General features: G+C 37.5%; 14 protein-coding genes and 3 pseudogenes. 13 read left to right on the plus strand and 4 right to left on the minus strand.

Features of this window, described 5'->3' with window-relative positions:
- Positions 1 to 90 precede the first annotated feature (90 nt).
- The 6 genes from TH67_RS06955 to TH67_RS06980 are packed head-to-tail and all read left to right on the plus strand — an operon-like array spanning position 91 to position 5,749.
- Complete coding sequence (locus TH67_RS06955) at positions 91 to 957, plus strand: D-amino acid aminotransferase (RefSeq protein WP_072594929.1); 867 nt, start codon at positions 91 to 93, stop codon at positions 955 to 957.
- Entirely contained in the window at positions 954 to 1,400 is a 447-nt protein-coding gene (locus TH67_RS06960; RefSeq protein ID WP_072594930.1) for a DUF523 domain-containing protein, read from the plus strand. The genes TH67_RS06955 and TH67_RS06960 overlap by 4 nt, the downstream gene beginning before the upstream one ends.
- Positions 1,393 to 1,887, plus strand: a complete 495-nt coding sequence (locus TH67_RS06965; RefSeq protein WP_072594931.1) for a chemotaxis protein — start codon at positions 1,393 to 1,395, stop codon at positions 1,885 to 1,887. The genes TH67_RS06960 and TH67_RS06965 overlap by 8 nt, the downstream gene beginning before the upstream one ends.
- Complete coding sequence (locus TH67_RS06970) at positions 1,884 to 3,893, plus strand: bifunctional C40 family peptidase/M15 family metallopeptidase (RefSeq protein ID WP_072594932.1); 2,010 nt, start codon at positions 1,884 to 1,886, stop codon at positions 3,891 to 3,893. The genes TH67_RS06965 and TH67_RS06970 overlap by 4 nt, the downstream gene beginning before the upstream one ends.
- A complete protein-coding gene (locus tag TH67_RS06975) occupies positions 3,894 to 5,213 on the plus strand; it encodes an ATP-dependent DNA helicase (RefSeq protein WP_072594933.1) in 1,320 nt (439 codons plus the stop codon).
- Positions 5,210 to 5,749 (plus strand): hypothetical protein, encoded by a 540-nt coding sequence (locus TH67_RS06980; RefSeq protein ID WP_072594934.1) that lies wholly within the window; start codon positions 5,210 to 5,212, stop codon positions 5,747 to 5,749. Before TH67_RS06975 ends, TH67_RS06980 begins: the two co-directional genes overlap by 4 nt.
- 27 nt (positions 5,750 to 5,776) lie before the next feature.
- Here the strand turns inward: TH67_RS06980 and lolA are convergent, their stop codons facing one another.
- Positions 5,777 to 6,289, minus strand: a complete 513-nt coding sequence (lolA, locus tag TH67_RS06985; RefSeq protein WP_072594935.1) for a LolA-like outer membrane lipoprotein chaperone — start codon at positions 6,287 to 6,289, stop codon at positions 5,777 to 5,779.
- A 97-nt stretch (positions 6,290 to 6,386) separates the two neighbouring features.
- Between lolA and secA the strand changes: the two are divergent.
- From secA to TH67_RS06995, 3 genes and pseudogenes are all read left to right on the plus strand, one after another.
- A pseudogene (gene secA, locus TH67_RS06990) lies at positions 6,387 to 8,783 on the plus strand (preprotein translocase subunit SecA); the annotation flags it as partial.
- Positions 8,784 to 8,891: 108 nt separating this feature from the next.
- A pseudogene (locus tag TH67_RS10845) lies at positions 8,892 to 8,993 on the plus strand (SEC-C metal-binding domain-containing protein); the annotation flags it as partial.
- Between the two features lie 52 nt (positions 8,994 to 9,045).
- Positions 9,046 to 10,245, plus strand: coding sequence for an ABC transporter permease (locus TH67_RS06995; protein WP_072594937.1), 1,200 nt, complete (start codon positions 9,046 to 9,048; stop codon positions 10,243 to 10,245).
- Positions 10,246 to 10,347: 102 nt separating this feature from the next.
- Here the strand turns inward: TH67_RS06995 and TH67_RS07000 are convergent.
- From TH67_RS07000 to TH67_RS07010, 3 genes and pseudogenes are all read right to left on the minus strand, one after another.
- Positions 10,348 to 11,974, minus strand: a pseudogene (locus tag TH67_RS07000) (cation:proton antiporter).
- Between the two features lie 3 nt (positions 11,975 to 11,977).
- Positions 11,978 to 12,352: a heat shock protein transcriptional repressor HspR gene (locus tag TH67_RS07005; protein ID WP_072594938.1), complete on the minus strand. Its 375-nt coding sequence runs from the start codon at positions 12,350 to 12,352 to the stop codon at positions 11,978 to 11,980.
- A gap of 3 nt (positions 12,353 to 12,355) precedes the next feature.
- A complete protein-coding gene (locus TH67_RS07010; protein WP_072594939.1) occupies positions 12,356 to 13,252 on the minus strand; it encodes a DnaJ C-terminal domain-containing protein in 897 nt (298 codons plus the stop codon).
- Positions 13,253 to 13,407: 155 nt separating this feature from the next.
- Here TH67_RS07010 and TH67_RS07015 point away from each other — a divergent pair, with 155 nt between their 5' ends.
- The 4 genes from TH67_RS07015 to TH67_RS07030 all read left to right on the plus strand — a co-directional run bounded on the left by TH67_RS07015 (position 13,408) and on the right by TH67_RS07030 (position 17,296).
- Positions 13,408 to 14,811: a Do family serine endopeptidase gene (locus tag TH67_RS07015; RefSeq protein ID WP_072594940.1), complete on the plus strand. Its 1,404-nt coding sequence runs from the start codon at positions 13,408 to 13,410 to the stop codon at positions 14,809 to 14,811.
- A gap of 97 nt (positions 14,812 to 14,908) precedes the next feature.
- Positions 14,909 to 15,586, plus strand: coding sequence for a response regulator transcription factor (locus TH67_RS07020; RefSeq protein WP_072594941.1), 678 nt, complete (start codon positions 14,909 to 14,911; stop codon positions 15,584 to 15,586).
- Positions 15,586 to 16,827 carry an ArsS family sensor histidine kinase gene (locus tag TH67_RS07025; RefSeq protein ID WP_072594942.1) on the plus strand — a complete coding sequence of 414 codons (1,242 nt, stop codon included), beginning with the start codon at positions 15,586 to 15,588 and terminating at the stop codon, positions 16,825 to 16,827. Before TH67_RS07020 ends, TH67_RS07025 begins: the two co-directional genes overlap by 1 nt.
- 31 nt (positions 16,828 to 16,858) lie before the next feature.
- Positions 16,859 to 17,296 (plus strand): hypothetical protein, encoded by a 438-nt coding sequence (locus TH67_RS07030; RefSeq protein WP_021090991.1) that lies wholly within the window; start codon positions 16,859 to 16,861, stop codon positions 17,294 to 17,296.
- Positions 17,297 to 17,302: the final 6 nt, after the last annotated feature.

A 17,302-nucleotide genomic window follows, 5' to 3' on the forward strand; every position in this document is an offset into this window, starting at 1 on the left:
TTTACTTTAAAAATTTTGCTTCATTATATCCAAGAATCTATAAATTCAAACAAAATTAGATACAATTTGCATAAAATTTAAGGAGCTAAAATGGCAGATCAAGCTTTGCAAACCGTCTTTTTAAACGGAGAATTTTTGCAAAAAGATGAAGCAAAAGTTAGTGCTTTTGATAGAGGATTTATATTTGGTGATGGAATTTATGAGGTTGTGCCTGTGATAAATTCAAAAATGGTTGATAAAGATGGATTTTGGGCGAGATTTGAAAGAAGCTTAAATGAAATAGATATAAATTTGCCCTACGAAAAGGAAAAATTTGAGGCGATCTTAAACGAGATAATCTCCAAAAATGCCTTAAAAGAGGGCGGAATTTACATGCAAGTAACAAGAGGCGTGGCGTTTAGAAATTTCTATTTTATAGAAGATTTAACACCAAGTGTCTTTATTTTCTGTTACGAGAGTGAAATTTTAAACAATCCCGCTGCAAAAACTGGCATAAAAGTCGTGAGTGTCGAGGATATCAGGTGGAAAAGGCGTGACATCAAGTCTATCTCACTTCTGGCCCAGTGCTACGCTAAAAATGAAGCTCACAAAAAAGGCGCAGATGAGGGCTTTATGGTGGAAAATGGCTTTGTTACAGAGGGCTGTAGCTCAAGTGCTTTTATCATCAAGAATAAAACTCTAATCACAAAACCACTTTCAAATGAAATTTTGCCAGGAATTCGCCGTATGAGGCTTTTAAGGATCGCTAAAGATATTGGCCTTAATATAGAGGAGCGAAAATTTAGCATGGATGAAGTTTATAACGCTGATGAAGTCTTTATCTCGGCTGCGACGCTCATACTCTTACCAGTCGTTTATGCTGATGGCAAGGCGATAAATGGTGCAAAAGTGGGAGAAATTTCAAGCAAACTTCGTGAAATTTATGCTGGTGAACTTTTAAAAGAAGCCGGGCTTTGAGAGAAAAAATCTTAATAAGTGCTTGCCTAGTTGGCATAAACTGCAAATTTAACGGCGAAAATAATCTTTTAAATAAAGATGTTTTAGATGAAATTTCAAAGAGATTTCATCTGCTTTTTGTTTGTCCTGAAGTTTACGGTGGACTTAGCACGCCGAGGGAACCAGCTGAGATGAAAAATGGTGTGGTTGTTTGTAAATTTTCAGGCAAAGATGTGAGTAAAAATTTCAAAAATGGAGCAGAAATTTGCCTAAAGATAGCCAAACTAAATGGCTGCAAAAAGGCTATTTTAAAATCAAAAAGTCCAAGTTGTGGAAGTGGGCAAATTTATGACGGAAGTTTTAGTAAGAGGCTTATTTTAGGCGATGGCATCACAGCAAAACTACTAAAAGAAAATGAAATTTTAGTTTACAGCGAAGATGAGATAGTAGGGCTTGATGTTTGATAGGCTAAAAGACAATATTATACTTGAGGTGATTTTTAAATATATCATCTTGTTGCTGCTTTTTATCTGTGTGATCGGTCTTTTTATGAGTGGCATTCTTTTCTTAAATGGGGAGATGAGTGAAAATTCACTCAATTTACACATTTTCTTTGGCTTTAGTTTGGTTGTTTTGACGATTGTTCATAGTTATGTTAAGAAGAAAAAGTTAAAGAAGCTAAGCCTTGAGTTTAAAAATATCTTAAATCACAAGCCAGTGCAGATGGACTGCAATACAACCAGGTTTTTAAATGCTCTAAATGATGTAAAAGTGGGTGAGCTTTCAAAGAAATTTGGCTCTGATATTGTAGAAATTTTAAGGTCAAATGACATAAAAGTAAAAAGCGAGAATGAGACTATGAAGCAAATTTGCAAAAACAACGATGAAAAGATGTTTTATATTTTTGTTTTGATTGTAGAAGCTATTTTTAAGGATAAGGAAAAAAGTTGAAAAAGGGTATATTTTTAGCATTTAGTGTTGCTTTGTTTTTGGGATGTTCGCAGACCCAGCCAAAGCCAAGTGTGCAAAATTCTTTACCAGATGAAAATGTATATAAGCCAAATGAACGCATTAGTTTGCTTGATTTTGAAATGAAGCAGGATGCCTCGTCGCTACCGCAAAATATGCAAAGTGCAAGCTTTGACCAAGAAGAAATTTTAAAAAGAAGGTTTAAGGTTTTTACATTAAGGGGTGTAAAATTTAATCCAAACGATGTCTTTTGGGCATTTAATATATATAAGCCAAGCGAAAAGAGAAAGTATTTTGGCTCAAATTTTAGAGAGATCCCACAAAGCTGGTTTGACGCACAAAAGGACAATGCAAATTTCTCAGCTCTTTCAAGTATCTCTGCTTATGCTCTAACTTCGGCAAACACAGCTTTAAGAAATTTTCCAACCGATGAGCCGATATTTTTAAATCCGCAAACTCCAGGTGAGGGCTATCCGTTTGATTATCTGCAAGAATCAACCCTAAGCATCGCTCATCCACTTTTTGTGTCACATCTTTCTAAAGATAGGGCATGGGCATTTGTTAGCGATGATGCAGTTTGGGGCTGGGTAAAGGTCGAGGATATTAAATTTATAAGCGATGATGAGGCAAATGCCTATCAAAAGTCAAGTTTTGTGACTATAAAAACGGACAAGATGCCAGTTTATGACAAGGCCGGAAATTTCTTGTTTTATTCAAGAGTTGGAGCGATACTGCCTGTTTTGGCGCAGGATAGTAAAAACTACTACGGTAAAATTTATGTAAGAAATCTCTTGAGAGAATTTGTGTTGCCAAAGTCTGTTGGCGCTCTTTTTCCTCTTAAATTTAATGACTCAAATTTAAAAACACTTATTAGCTCCCTTCTTACTCAGCCCTATGGTTGGGGTGGGGTCGATAAGCTAAGAGATTGCTCGCTTTTTACTAAAGATTTGCTAGCAAGTTTTGGCGTGTGGTTGCCCAGAAACTCAAGAGCCCAAGCAAATATGGGACAAAAATTTGATCTAAAAGGACTTAGTAACGCCGCTAAGACAAAAGAGATAAAAGAGAAAGGTGTGCCATATCTCACACTCGTGCATCTGCCAGGGCATATCATGCTTTATGCCGGATACAAGGGCGATGATATATATGTAGTGCATGATGCTTGGGGACTAAAAACCGAAAACAACGGCAGAGCATTAATCGGTGCTACGGCAGTAACTACATTAAACATCGGACAAAACAGAAGCGATATACAAAACTCAAATTTGCTCATTTCAAAGGTCGATTCTATAAATGTGATAAAGCCAGAAAATGTAATAAGCGATAAAGCTAGAAAAATTTCAGCTTTACAAAGGGCTTATGGCGTTAAGGTTGAGGATAATTTGGTCAAATTTGGTGATGGAACAATATTTGTCTATGATGACTTTAAACAAAAAGATGATGAGTGTAGTATCGGTGCTGATATAGAGGATATGAATGCGCTTGATTACGCTGCATTTTCGCCACTTAGCACCGCACTAAGCGATGCTGGTAGATGTAGAAATTATGAATTTTTAGGCAAAATTTATGGCTCAAGCGAGAGCGAGGTAAAAGCAAATTTGGTAGATGTCGTTTGGCTAAAAGATAGCCTTGCACTAAAGTTGCCATTTAACTCTAAAAATGGAGCCGCAACTGCTTTACAAGACGTAAGTAATGAGCTAAATGATATGGTAAAAAGTGATGCGAGCTTGCTTGAGTATTTAAAAAATCCAGGTGGAACATTTAAGTGGCGAGTGATCGCTGGCACAAACCGCTTGAGTCCGCACAGCTACGGCATCGCGATCGATATAAATGTGAAAAAGAGCCACTACTGGCAGTGGAGTAATGGCTACCAAAACCTAATCCCTGAAAAGATAGTGCGTGTTTTTGAAAAACATAAATTTATCTGGGGTGGACGCTGGAAGCACTTTGATACGATGCATTTTGAGTATCGCCCAGAGATGTTTGAGTAGATGAAAGATCAAATTTTAGAAATTTTATCTCGCTCAAATGTCTTTTTAACAGGCGGTGGCGGTGTTGGCAAGAGCTATTTAACCGCCTCCATCATCAGACACTACAAAGAAAATTTTAAAAACGTCGTCATCCTTGGCTCAACTGGCATAAGCGCTGTTAGCCTTGGGGGCGTGAGCTTGCATAGCTTTTTTAAATTTGGCTACTGCAAGGACTACGAGGAGCTAAGACGGCTTGACTACCGCCAAAAAGATAAGCTAAGCAAACTACGAAATATGCTAGATGCTTGCGATCTGCTTGTAATAGATGAAATTTCAATGGTTAGCTCAAATGTCATGGAGATGATAAGATACCGCTTGCTTACCTCTAAATTTAAGGGCAGGATGCTCATAGTGGGCGACTTTTATCAGCTGCCACCCGTGCAAAAAGAGCAAAATGAGAGCAAACTTTTTAACTTTTTATACGCTTTTAACTCCAGTGCGTGGGAGGATATGAAATTTACAAACGTTGAGCTGCTCGTCTCAAAACGCACAAATGATCTTAAATTTTATGAAATTCTCTCTCGTCTTAGAGTTGGCGAGCTAGATGATGAGATGATGGCTTATATCGAGAGCTTGCGAGTGGGAGCTATTGAACCTGATAGTGAGACTAGCGTGCTTTTTGGCAGAAACGCAGAGGCTGAGATGCTAAATCAAAAAAGACTTCTTGCGCTTAACGCACCGCTTGAAATTTCAAACTCGGACGTGCTCGTTATGGATGAAAATTTAGACAAAAAAGAGTTTGAAAAGTGGGCAAACACGCTAAATATCTCGCGAAATTTGGAGATGAAGATAGGGGCAAAAATCATCTTTACTTCAAACAAATGGGGCGAGTACTACAACGGCGAGCAGGGTAAGATCATGCAAATTTTAAAAGAAAATGGCGCCATTTCAAGCGTGATCGTGCAAAAAGATAGTGGCGAGATCTGCGAGATAGAAAAGTGCGCTTATAACTTTTGCGCGCTAAATTTAAACGAAGATGAGATCGAGGAGAACGTGCAGGCTTCGCTTTATCAGTTTCCATTTAAGCTTGCCTATGCGCTAACTATCCACAAGTCTCAAGGCATGAGCATAAATTCGCTCATTTGCAACATCAACCACATCTTTGCTAAAGGACAGCTCTACGTCGCACTTTCTCGCGCGGTAAATCCTAAAAATTTAAAACTTTTTTATGATAAGAAAAGTGATTTTAGGCAGCATTTAAGAAAAGTGGTTAAAATTGACGACGAGGTTAAGAAATTTTACCAAGAAAACGTATTTTTGCATATTAAGGAGAGTTTATGAAAAAGCTATTTCTAAGCCTTGTTTTTGGCGTTTTTGCATTTGCAGACGTGCTAAAAGTGAGTGACTTTCAAACAGATATCTACTCAAAAGCTGGACAAAATTTAACAAAAAAGATAAGCATGAATCTTGAAGTTGTCGGACGTGATGTGGAGGAGAACGAAGCATACGTGCTTGATGCGCTAAACGTCGTTGTTGGCAGCTTTTACGTGGAGGATATCCTAACCTCAATGGGAAAAGAGAAATTTAAAGAGCTCTTTATGAAATACGCAGCCAAAAAGCACTCGCTTGATATCGATGACGTGCTTATCTTAAATATAAAAGTGATAAATAATCTTGAACTAAGCGAGATCATAAAAGCGATAAAAAGCCAAAATTTATGCTCTGATCCAAGCGTAAATGAAGATGTGATGACAAAGTCAGAAAAGAAGAAAAAAGGCAATGAGATCATCGTCGCACCTGATCCAAATGACGTGGTGCAAAAGCCGATCGATCTAAATAATGTGCAAGAATTTGGAAAAGACTTCGGAGAGAAGTGAGTAAATTTGGCTAAAAGCTAGCCAAATTTATTGATTTACGATGTCGTAACCTTGTGGGATGACTGGAGTTAGCGTCTCTTTTGGGATGAGCGCGTCTTTTACGGGGTTGCTTAGAGTGATTTTTATCTTATTTGAGAGTTTGTCTTTATAATCAATCGTCGTTGGAAGCGTGTTTTTGATCGTTATAAAGTACTCAACCCCGTCATATATTGCCTTATAAAGTGTCGGCTGAATTTGCTCTGCGTGAGCTAAGACCTGCGTCAAATTTGGTGTATCATCTAGTCTTGAGATGATGGCTTGCTCGAGCTCATCCTCGATCACGACCACCTTGTCTTTGTAAAAGTAAATTCTCTTTGGCGTTGGACTTTCATATATCCAAAGCGCGGTGTTGTCGCTTTTAGCGTAAAATCTACCCTTATAATTTACACTCTTGCCCTCGCTAAAGACAGTTTGCGTAAAGTCGCTTTGCAGGCTTTTAAAATTTAAGCCAGCGCCAAATGAGCAAACTGCGACAAGAGAAGCTATCAAAAATTTTCTCATTTTTTATCCTTTTTTGGCGTATTCTAGCCCAGTTTAATTAAATAAATAGTTAAACTATGCTAAGATCCAAAGTTTAAAAATTTAGGAAGGTAAAGTAATGATTTCATCGGTATTTAGAAAGATTTTTGGCACGAAAAACGATAGAGAAGTCAAAAAATATATAAAACGTGTGGCGCAGATAAACGCGCTAGAGCCTACTTATGAGAAGATGAGCGATGATGAGCTTAAGATTAAATTTAACGAGCTAAAAGCCCAAGTCGTCGAAGAGAAAGTCACATTAGATCAAATTTTAAATGATGTCTTTGCAATCGTTAGAGAGGCTAGCAAAAGGGTGCTTAAGATGCGCCATTTTGACGTGCAGCTAATCGGCGGCATGGTGCTAAACGAGGGCAGGATCGCTGAGATGAAAACGGGCGAGGGCAAGACCTTGGTTGCGACTTTGCCAGTTATATTAAACGCGATGAGTGGCAAGGGCGTGCATGTAGTAACAGTAAATGACTACCTTGCAAAGCGTGACGCGACGCAAATGGGCGAGCTTTATAACTTTTTAGGCTTAAGCGTCGATGTGATACTAAGTGGCGGATACGACGATGAGGTAAGACAAGCTGCCTATAACGCTGACATAACATACGGCACAAACTCAGAATTTGGCTTTGACTATCTGCGTGATAATATGAAATTTGAAGCTGGTCAAAAGGTGCAAAGAGGCCATAACTTCGTTATCGTGGACGAGGTCGATAGTATCTTGATAGATGAAGCTAGAACACCACTTATAATCTCTGGTCCAACAAACCGCACGCTTGATGGTTACATAAGAGCCGATCAAGTCGCAAAACAGCTTACCAGAGGTACTCCAGCTGATCCAAACGTGCCAGGCTCAAAGCCAACGGGGGATTTCATAGTAGATGAAAAAAATAGAACGATAATGATCACAGAAGCTGGCATAAGCAAGGCTGAAAAGCTCTTTGGTGTTGAAAATTTATACAACCTTGAAAACGCCGTGCTAAGCCACCACTTAGATCAAGCTCTAAAAGCTCACAATCTCTTTGGAAAAGACGTTCATTACGTCGTAAAAGATGGCGAGGTGGTTATTGTTGATGAATTTACTGGACGTCTAAGCGAAGGCAGACGCTTTAGCGAGGGACTCCACCAAGCACTTGAGGCAAAAGAGGGCGTGAAAATTCAAGAAGAGAGCCAAACGCTTGCCGATACAACATACCAAAACTACTTTAGGATGTATAAAAAGCTTGCAGGTATGACTGGTACGGCCCAGACAGAAGCCACTGAGTTTTCCCAAATTTACAACCTTGAAGTTATCTCGATCCCGACAAACGTGCCAGTTAAGAGGATCGATCAAAACGACCTTATCTATAAAACTCAAAACGAGAAATTTAAAGCTGTTATCGACGAAGTCAAAAAGGCTCACGAAAAAGGTCAGCCAGTGCTTGTAGGAACTGCAAGTATCGAGCGCAGTGAGGTGCTTAACGAGATGCTTAAAAAAGCTGGCATCCCACACTCTGTGCTAAATGCTAAAAACCACGAAAAAGAGGCTGAAATCATCGCGCAAGCTGGCGTAAAAGGCGCTGTGACTATCGCTACAAACATGGCTGGACGTGGTGTTGATATCAGGATAAATGACGAGGTGAGAGACCTTGGCGGTCTATATATAATCGGCACCGAAAGGCACGAAAGTAGAAGGATAGATAATCAGCTCCGTGGCCGTGCTGGACGTCAGGGCGACCCTGGTATGAGTAGATTTTATCTAAGCTTGGAAGACAATCTTTTAAGAATTTTTGGTAGCGACCGCATAAAAGCGATCATGGATAGGCTTGGTATCGACGAGGGCGAAAGCATCGAGAGCCGTATGGTGACAAGAGCTGTTGAAAATGCTCAAAAGAAAGTCGAGAGCTTGCACTTTGAGGCTAGAAAGCACTTGCTTGAGTATGACGACGTGGCAAATGAGCAAAGAAAGACCATCTACAAGTACCGCGACGAGCTACTTGATAAAGACTATGACATGAGCGAAAAGATAGCTCAAAATAGAAAAGAGTACGCTGCAAATTTACTTGATATGGCTGAAATTTTCCATGGCGGCTTGAAAGATGACTTTGATATTAAAAATTTATGCTCTATCATTTTTGCAGATTGTGGCGAAGAGATAGATGAGAGTGAGCTAAAAGGCCTAGAGTATGATGAGCTAATAGAAAAGCTTGCGCAAATTTTTGAAGTAAGATATAACGAGAAAATGAGTGTACTAAATGAAGATCAAAGAAAAGAGATAGAGAAAATTTTATACCTTCAAGTGCTTGATAATGCGTGGAGAGAGCACCTCTATCAAATGGATATTCTAAAAACTGGTATCGGCCTTAGAGGGTATAATCAAAAAGATCCGCTAGTTGAATACAAAAAAGAGAGCTACAACCTCTTTATGGAGCTAGTTGGTAGGCTAAAAACTGAGAGCGTTAAGACGCTTCAGGTTGTAAGATTTAAGAGCCGTGAGGAGCAAGAAGAGCAAGCTAGAATGATGCTAGAAGCTAGCCAAAATGCTGAAAATGAAAATTTAAGCTATAACAACCAAGGCGAGGATGAAAATTTCACGCCTGAAAAAAAGATACCAAGAAACGCTCCATGCCCTTGTGGAAGTGGTAAAAAATATAAAGATTGCCACGGAAAAAGTGGCCCTAAAAAAGGCATATTTGCTTAAAATTTCTACTTTTAAGGCGCCAAAAGCGCCTTAATCTTTTAAAGGCTATTTGATGACAAGCTTACCAAAGTACCTACTTTTTAAATATTTAAGATTTGATAAAACTCAGCCATTTATCACCCTAAGTGCCTTGCTTGCCTTTCTTGGTGTTAGCATTGGACTTATGGTTTTGATCGTTGCGATGGCGATTATGAATGGATTTGATAAAGAATTTGAGCGTAAACTTTTTACGATGAACTATCCAATAACCGTTCAAAGTGCCTTTAAAGGCTCTATTGATGATGACTTTGTTGATGAGCTAAAGGCTAGATTTAGCGACCTAAAATTTAGTCCATTTATAAGCACACAGGTCATTTACCGCTCGGCAAATGCACTTGAGGGCGGACTGGTTTATGGCGTAAATTTTAAAGATGAAAAACAGATAAACTCGGTTGTAAACGAAGCTTTAAAAGATAAAGAGTTAAGCGGCTTTGAGATACTTGTGGGAAGTGGCATAACGAGTGAGTTTAGACTAAGAAATGATGAAAAACTAACGCTTATCTTTACAAAGGCTGACCCAGCTGGCTTTTCACTAACGCCAAAGATGAAGCGCTTTGACATTGGCGGCTCATTTACATCTGGGCTCATCGCCTATGATAAGGCATTTTCATATACTTCGGTTGAGGCTTTGAGGAAAATTTTAGACTATCCAAAAGGCGTTTATGATGGAATTCATATTTTTTCAAATAAGCCATTTGATGATATAAAAAGAGTGCGTGAGGGACTTCCGGCTGGCACGGTTGCCATTGGTTGGTGGGAGCAAAATGGCAACTTTTTCTCAGCACTCGCACTTGAAAAAAGGGCACTTTTTATCGTTTTGATGCTTATTATCCTTGTGGCGTCGCTAAATATCATAAGCTCGCTACTAATGACAGTGATGAACCGCAGGCAAGAGATCGCCTTGCTTCTTGCACTTGGCGCTAGTAAAAGCGAGATAAAAAGAAGTTTCTTTTATCAAGGGCTAGTAATCGGCGGTGGTGGCATTATATTTGGCTTAGCGCTTGGCTTTTTAGGGCTATTTTTGCTTGGAAATTTCAACATTATAGACTTGCCGGCTGACGTTTATGGCTCAAGCAAACTACCACTCGAGCTTTCAACCATCGATCTTGTGCTTATTATAGTTGGAGCTGTATTTATCGTGGCTATATCGTCTTATTATCCAGCTAAAAAAGCCACAGAAGTAAATGTGCTTCAAACTTTAAGAAATGAGTAGAGCCTAGAGACTCAGGCTTACTCATTGCTTGTAAAAGTTATTTTTAAAAGATTATTTTAAAACTGGCATAAACTCATAAACTTCTAGGATAAATTTATACTTTTACGCCCTTATATCATGATCGATTTTGCATTGAAGAGCCTCGTGCACTAGTGTTTTTGCCATGACACGCTCTTCATTTATTAGGTGAAAATTTTTACCTAGCTCACCAAAAATATCTTTATTGCCCTCGCCATTTATTTTTATTATAGTTTGGGTATTTACGCCGTAGTCTTTTATCTTTTGCGCGATGAGCTCCACTCTTTGCTCATTGTTAACGGTTATAATAACAGCGGCTGCATCGCTTAGGCAGGCATTTTCAAGTGTATGGCTTTGAAGAACGTTACCTAAAAATACATTTTCCCCGCGGCTCCTACCAAGCTCAACTAGACTAATATCATTATCAAGCACAAGATATAAAAGCTTTGTCTCTTTTAGTCTCAAAACGACTTCTTGTCCAAGTCTCTCATAGCCAAAAACCACGATGTGATTTTTTATTTTTTGTGGCTTTAGGGTTTCATTTGGCTCAACAACGATTTCACGTTCTATGAGGTCTGCTATTGCGTCTAGTTTTTTAAGTATAAAAGGCGTGGCAAACATCGACACAACTGATGCTGCGATAAAAATTTGAGCTGTTTGTATATCAAGTAAATTTCTAGTAGTCATTAGTCCAAAAACAGCTAGTGCAAATTCGCCTATTTGACAAACACTAAGTGCAGTTTTTGCAGCAACTCTTCGCTTTAAGTAGATGTTTAAGATAGCAAAAACGACAACTGCTTTTATCACCATGACACTAAATACTAGGCCAAGAACAAGCCAGATGTTTGAGACGACGACAGCAAAATTTATCTGCATACCAACGGTTATAAAAAATAGCCCAAGAAGTAAATCTCTAAAAGGAATAAGATCAACTTCGAATTTGGTGTTTATATTGCGTCTCAGCCATCATCATACCGGCCAAAAATGCACCCAAAGAGTATGAGAAGCCAAAAAAGTGAGCCAAAGTACTGGAGCCAACGACCATAAATAAAATCGTAGCTATAAAAACCTCTTGCGAATTTGTTTGAATGACTTTATAAAATATCCAGTTGATGACATATTTACCAAGTAAAAACAGCACAACGATAAGAATAATCGCACTTGTAAATGTCTTTAGTAAAAGCTCATTTATTGAAGCATCTTGCGAGCTAAACATATCTATCATAAGCAAAATAGGGATAACTGCAATATCTTGAAATAGTAAAATTCCAAGTGCTTTTCTACCGTAAATTTTGCTCACATCGCCACTATCGTTTAGCGTCTTTAGCACGATCGCAGTTGATGAGAGTGCAAGCGCAAGACCTGCAATAAGTGCCGTTTCGTCTTTTAAGTGAAGGGCATAGTAAAGCATCACGCCCATTATAAAGCCACTTAAACAAACCTGTAAGCCACCGTTTAAAAAAACCTCTTTTTTCATACCCATTAAGTGTTTAAAGCTAAACTCAAGCCCAATGGTAAACATCAAAAACGCGATACCAAATTCCGCGATATGAGAAATTTCATCATTGCTTTTTAGGTTGAAAAATTCTGATATAAGTGTACCTGTTACGATGTAGCCGATGATGGTTGGTATCTGAAATTTTTTAAAAATGACGTTTAATGCGACTGAGATCGCTGCAACAAGCAAGAAACCTTCTAAAATTTGTTCCATAAATTATTTTTTACCTTCATAAAAGACTAGATCAAAGCTATTTTTTCTCTTTACAAGCGATCTTTTTGTGCTAGTTTGACTGGTAGCTTCGTGTAATTTTTTATTTAGCTCATCAATAGTTGATTCTAAATCGTCAATTTTTTCTTTCAACTGAAGTATCACATCAACGCCGGCTAAATTTACACCTAGTTCGCGGGTTAAATTTAGTATAGTTTTTACGCGATCAACATCTTTTTGTGAGTAGAGCCTCATCTTGCCATCTGTTCTTGATGGCTCGATAAGTCCCTCTCTTTCATACTGTCTTAAAGTTTGTGGATGTATGCTTAAAACCTTTGCAACAACGCTTATTAAAAAAAGTGGTTCTTCATAATTTTGCATTTTTTACTCCGGTAATTTTTCTTTTAACTCTTTTACTAAGCCTTCATCAAGCTCACTAATATTTGGAAGTTTTACCCTGGCTTTTAAGTAAAGATCGCCATAAATTCCGCTCTTTCTGTTTTGCACGCCATACCCTTTTAAACGGATCTTTGTGCCTGTTTTTGAGTTCTCAGCGATCTTAATCGTGACATCTTTTTTGTAAGTATGTACATCGACTTTTCCGCCAAAAAGCATAGTTTTTAGTGGAATTTCTATATCTTTATAAAGGTCATCTCCGACTCTTTCATATTCGTCGCTTGGCTCAACGCTAATGGCAAGTATGAGGTCGCCTTTTTGACCACCAGCACTCTTGCCTTTGCCTTTTACACGAAGCTTCTCGCCGCCTTCTATGCCGCTTGGAATTTTTATCTTAATGCTTTCGCCATTAAAATTTATCTTATGTTCACCACCAGTTACAGCTACGTCAAATGGTATAGAAATTTTTGCATTTACGTCTAGATCAGCTCCACCAAAGTCAAATCCACCACTACTAAATCCGTCAAAGCCTCCAAAATTACTACCAAATCCGCTGCTAAATTTAGCTCCACCGCCGCCAAAGCCACCTGAGAAGATATTCTTTAAAATTTCATTTAGATCGCCCATATCGGCTGAACTACTAGCAAAGTCGTGGAAATTTTGACCGCCAAACATAGTATCGCCGTACTGGTCGTATTGAGCTCGTTTTTTATCGTCGCTTAAAATTTCATAAGCAGCATTTATCTCTTTAAATTTATCTTCTGCTCCAGGGTCTTTATTGATATCCGGGTGATATTTTCTGGCAAGTTTTCTATAAGCTTTTTTTATCTCGTCGCTTGAGGCACCCTTTGAAACCCCTAAAGTCTCATATAAGCTTTCACTCATATATTCTCCTTATATTTTTTTGATACGGATTATATCACAAAGCTTTAGTCTATGCAAGTCAAGTTTATTTTTGTTTAATAACAAGAAAAAGTGTTAAGATTTTATTTTTTCACTATATTTATAATTTGCAAAAATTTTTAGTTTAAAGGAAAAAAATGAAAAAGATTGTGCTAATTTCATTAGTAGCAGCTTCTTTTTTAGTGGGGGCTGATATTAAATTTAATGAAGCTAACTCTAATATCACGAGAGTCTCGCCACTTAGCGATAAAAATAGCGTACTTTCTTATTATGACTCGATCGCTCAGGCAAAGCTTTCAGTTGTAAATATCTCAACTACAAAAACGGTAAATAACGCTGCTATTGAGCAGATGTTTAATGACCCTTTCTTCAATGAATTTTTTGGATTTAACTTTGCAAAACCAAAAGAAAAAGAAAAAACTACTTCGCTTGGTTCTGGCGTTATTATCTCAAATGATGGATATATCGTTACAAATAACCACGTTATAGAAGATAGCGACCAAATAGTCGTAACCCTTGCAAATGGTGGTAAAGAGTATAAAGCAAAGCTAATAGGAAGTGATCCAAAAACCGATCTAGCCGTCGTAAAGATAGAGGCAAACGGACTAAATGCAATCACTTTTGCAGACTCGTCAAAACTACTTGACGCAGATGTCGTATTTGCAATAGGTAATCCATTTGGCGTTGGTGAAAGTATCACTCAAGGTATCATTTCAGGCCTAAATAAAGATAATATCGGACTTAATCAATATGAAAATTTTATCCAAACAGACGCCTCTATAAACCCAGGAAATTCAGGCGGCGCTTTAGTTGATAGCAGAGGATATTTAGTCGGAATAAACTCAGCCATACTTTCAAAAAGTGGTGGCAATAACGGCATTGGCTTTGCGATTCCATCAAATATGGTAAAAGATATCGCTAAAAAGCTGATAACTGACGGTAAGATCGAGCGTGGCTTTATCGGCGTTACGATTGCAAATTTAACTGATGAGCAAAAAGAGCTTTACACAAATAAAGAAGGTGCTTTAATAAGTGGCGTAGAGCAAGGCATGCCAGCAGATGAAGCTGGACTAAAAAGAGGCGATTTAGTCATATCAGCTAACGATAAAACTATAAAAAACGCAAATGATCTTAAAAATTTCATCGGTTCACTAACTCCAAATAGCAGCGTTGATATAACTTACGAGCGATCAAATAAAATAATGAATGCAAAAATCAAGCTTGCAAACGCTGATCACAATTCAAAAGACATAGCAAAAAGCATTATCATCGAAGGACTTAGCGTCAGTAATCTAAGCGATGAGATAAGATATAAATACAAAATCAGCCCAGATACTCAAGGCGTGCTAGTAACTGATGTAAAATCAGGCTCAAAAGCTGAAGACTTTGGCTTTGAAAGAGGTGATGTGATCGTGCAAGTTGGCGAAGAGAGCATAAAAGATCTTCAAACATTTGCAAATACAGTCAAAAATACAAAAGGTAAAAAGACACTAGTGTGGATAAATCGCGGCGGTATCATACAAGGCCTTGTTATAAAATAATCATATAAGAGCTGAAATTTCAGCTCTTAACCCTTTTAAATTTTTAAAATCTTAATCTGCTATAATCCTTAAAAATAAATTTACAACAGGAAAGATCATGACTAGAATTTTAATGATAGAAGATGATATGGAGCTTGCTGAAATTTTAACCGAATATCTAGAAAACTACGATATTGAAGTAGTAACTGCTGAAGAGCCATATATCGGACTATCTACGCTAAATACAAGTAAATTTGACCTAGTGATACTAGATCTTACATTGCCTGGTATGGATGGATTGGAAGTTTGTAAAGAGATCAGGAAAAATCACAATATTCCTATTATCATATCAAGTGCAAGACATGATATAACGGATAAGGTAAATGCTCTTGATAACGGAGCGGATGATTATTTGCCAAAGCCATATGACCCACAAGAGCTTTTGGCTCGTATCAAAAGTCATCTAAGAAGGCAGAGTATCACCCCACCAAATGAAGCGAGAAATTTAAATAAAGACCTGGTTTTAAAAGAATTTGAGCGTGAAATTTTATTTAAAGGAAACGTGCTAAATTTAACTGCCGCAGAATACGATATCTTAAAATATCTACTTTTAAAAGAGGGCGGAGCGGTTACTAGAGAGGAGCTTATCTATAACTGCGAGAGCATAAATGAAGATAGCTCAAACAAAAGTATTGACGTCATCATCGGCAGAATTCGCCAAAAACTAAATGAAAATCCAAAAGAGCCAAAATACATCCACGCGATCCGTGGTATCGGCTATAAATTGGTTCTTTGATGCCAAGATCTTCTATTTTTATAACCATAACTTTTATCTTTGCCCTTGCGCTCGTTTCGATATTTCTAGCTTTTTTGTGGCTCATGGGCTTTGATAAGCAAAACTATACAAGAGAGCTAAATAACAAATACTCAAACGTTGCTAGGACAAATTTATTTTATATGGGTGGCATCATAAATAAAGCTCAGTACGACCGCCAGCTTTCAAACATTGATATGCCAGAGATTAAAGACGAGAAGAGAAAAGATGAAATTTTAAAACAAGCGACCGTTTTAGAAGAAATTTCAAGCGATCTAGGATCTAGTGCGATCTTGCTTTATGACAAGCATCATTATTTAAGGATTGAGCATTTAGACGAGTTAAAGCTTTTAATGGATAAAGAATTTCAGCCTTACAGATACGAGGTGATAAAGGCTGTTTTTTTGGTGGTTGCGGTCATTTTGCTAGGTGCTTACATTTTTGTCATATATAAGATAAAACCACTTAGAAAGCTAAAGCGTCAGATCGTAAAATTTGCAAATGGTGAGCTTGATGGTGTGCAAAATGTTGGCAACGGCAAGGATGAAATTTCTGAGGTTTCAGAGGCATTTTATGAGGCGGTTTGTCAGATCAAGGCGCTTAATGACTCAAGGCATCTTTTCTTAAGAAATATCATGCATGAGCTAAAAACTCCTATCACAAAAGGCCTGATAGCCGCTCAAATGATAGAAAAAAGTAAAAATCAAGAGAGGCTGATCTCTGTCTTTCATAAGCTTGAAAATTTAATAAACGAACTTGCAGCGATCGAGCAGATAACATCAAAAATAGGACTTAGCAATAAAACGCCATGTTTTATGAGGGATCTCATCGATGAGGCAATCGATATAGCCATGGTAGAAAAAGAGTGTGTTGGTGTCAGTGAGCTTGATGAGGTTAGGGTGCTTGTTGATTTCAAGCTATTTTCAGTCGCTATAAAAAATATGATAGATAATGGCATAAAATACTCAACTGATAAGCACGTAAATATCGTTGTTAGTAAGGATCATATGAAATTTATAACTCAAGGCGAGAAGCTAAAAAATGATCTTGACTTTTATATCCAGCCATTTATCAAAGGAGAGGATACTCAAAAGAGTTTTGGCCTAGGTTTATATATAGTTAGCAATATACTTGATGCTCATGGACTCAAATTTAGGTACGAATACAAAAACGGAATGAATGTCTTTGTTTTTGAAAATTTACAAGATATAATAGTGACTTAAATAAAACATAATAAACAAAAGAGGGCTAAAAATGGCAGCAAAAATTTTCTCACCAGTTGATATCTTATCAATAATAGATCTTGAAATAGCTTTTATAAATCGTTATAAAAATGTAAAAGATTATGCAAAAAATTTATCTTTGATATATTTTTCTTTGCCAAGTACTAAAGAGTATAGTGAACTCTTTGAAAAATTTTTAAGACAAACTGACGTCGTTGTAAGAGAGAATGAGCATTATGTAGTCGTGCTTCATGGAACAAATGAAAGAGGAGCTAGCGAACTATTATCAGGTATTCAAGAGTTTTTAAACGCTGAGCCAATTGATTTAATAGTAAGCTATCCAAAAGACGGAAGAAACGCTAAAGAGCTTACTACTAAGCTTCAAGATGAGATAAAAGATAATTATGGTGTATTGCTTGAAATGCTTTCAAATCAAGAAAAATTTGAAGCTTTTGAAAGTATGATTTAATATAAT

Source organism: Campylobacter concisus, from assembly GCF_001891085.1.
Taxonomy (GTDB): domain Bacteria; phylum Campylobacterota; class Campylobacteria; order Campylobacterales; family Campylobacteraceae; genus Campylobacter_A; species Campylobacter_A concisus_O.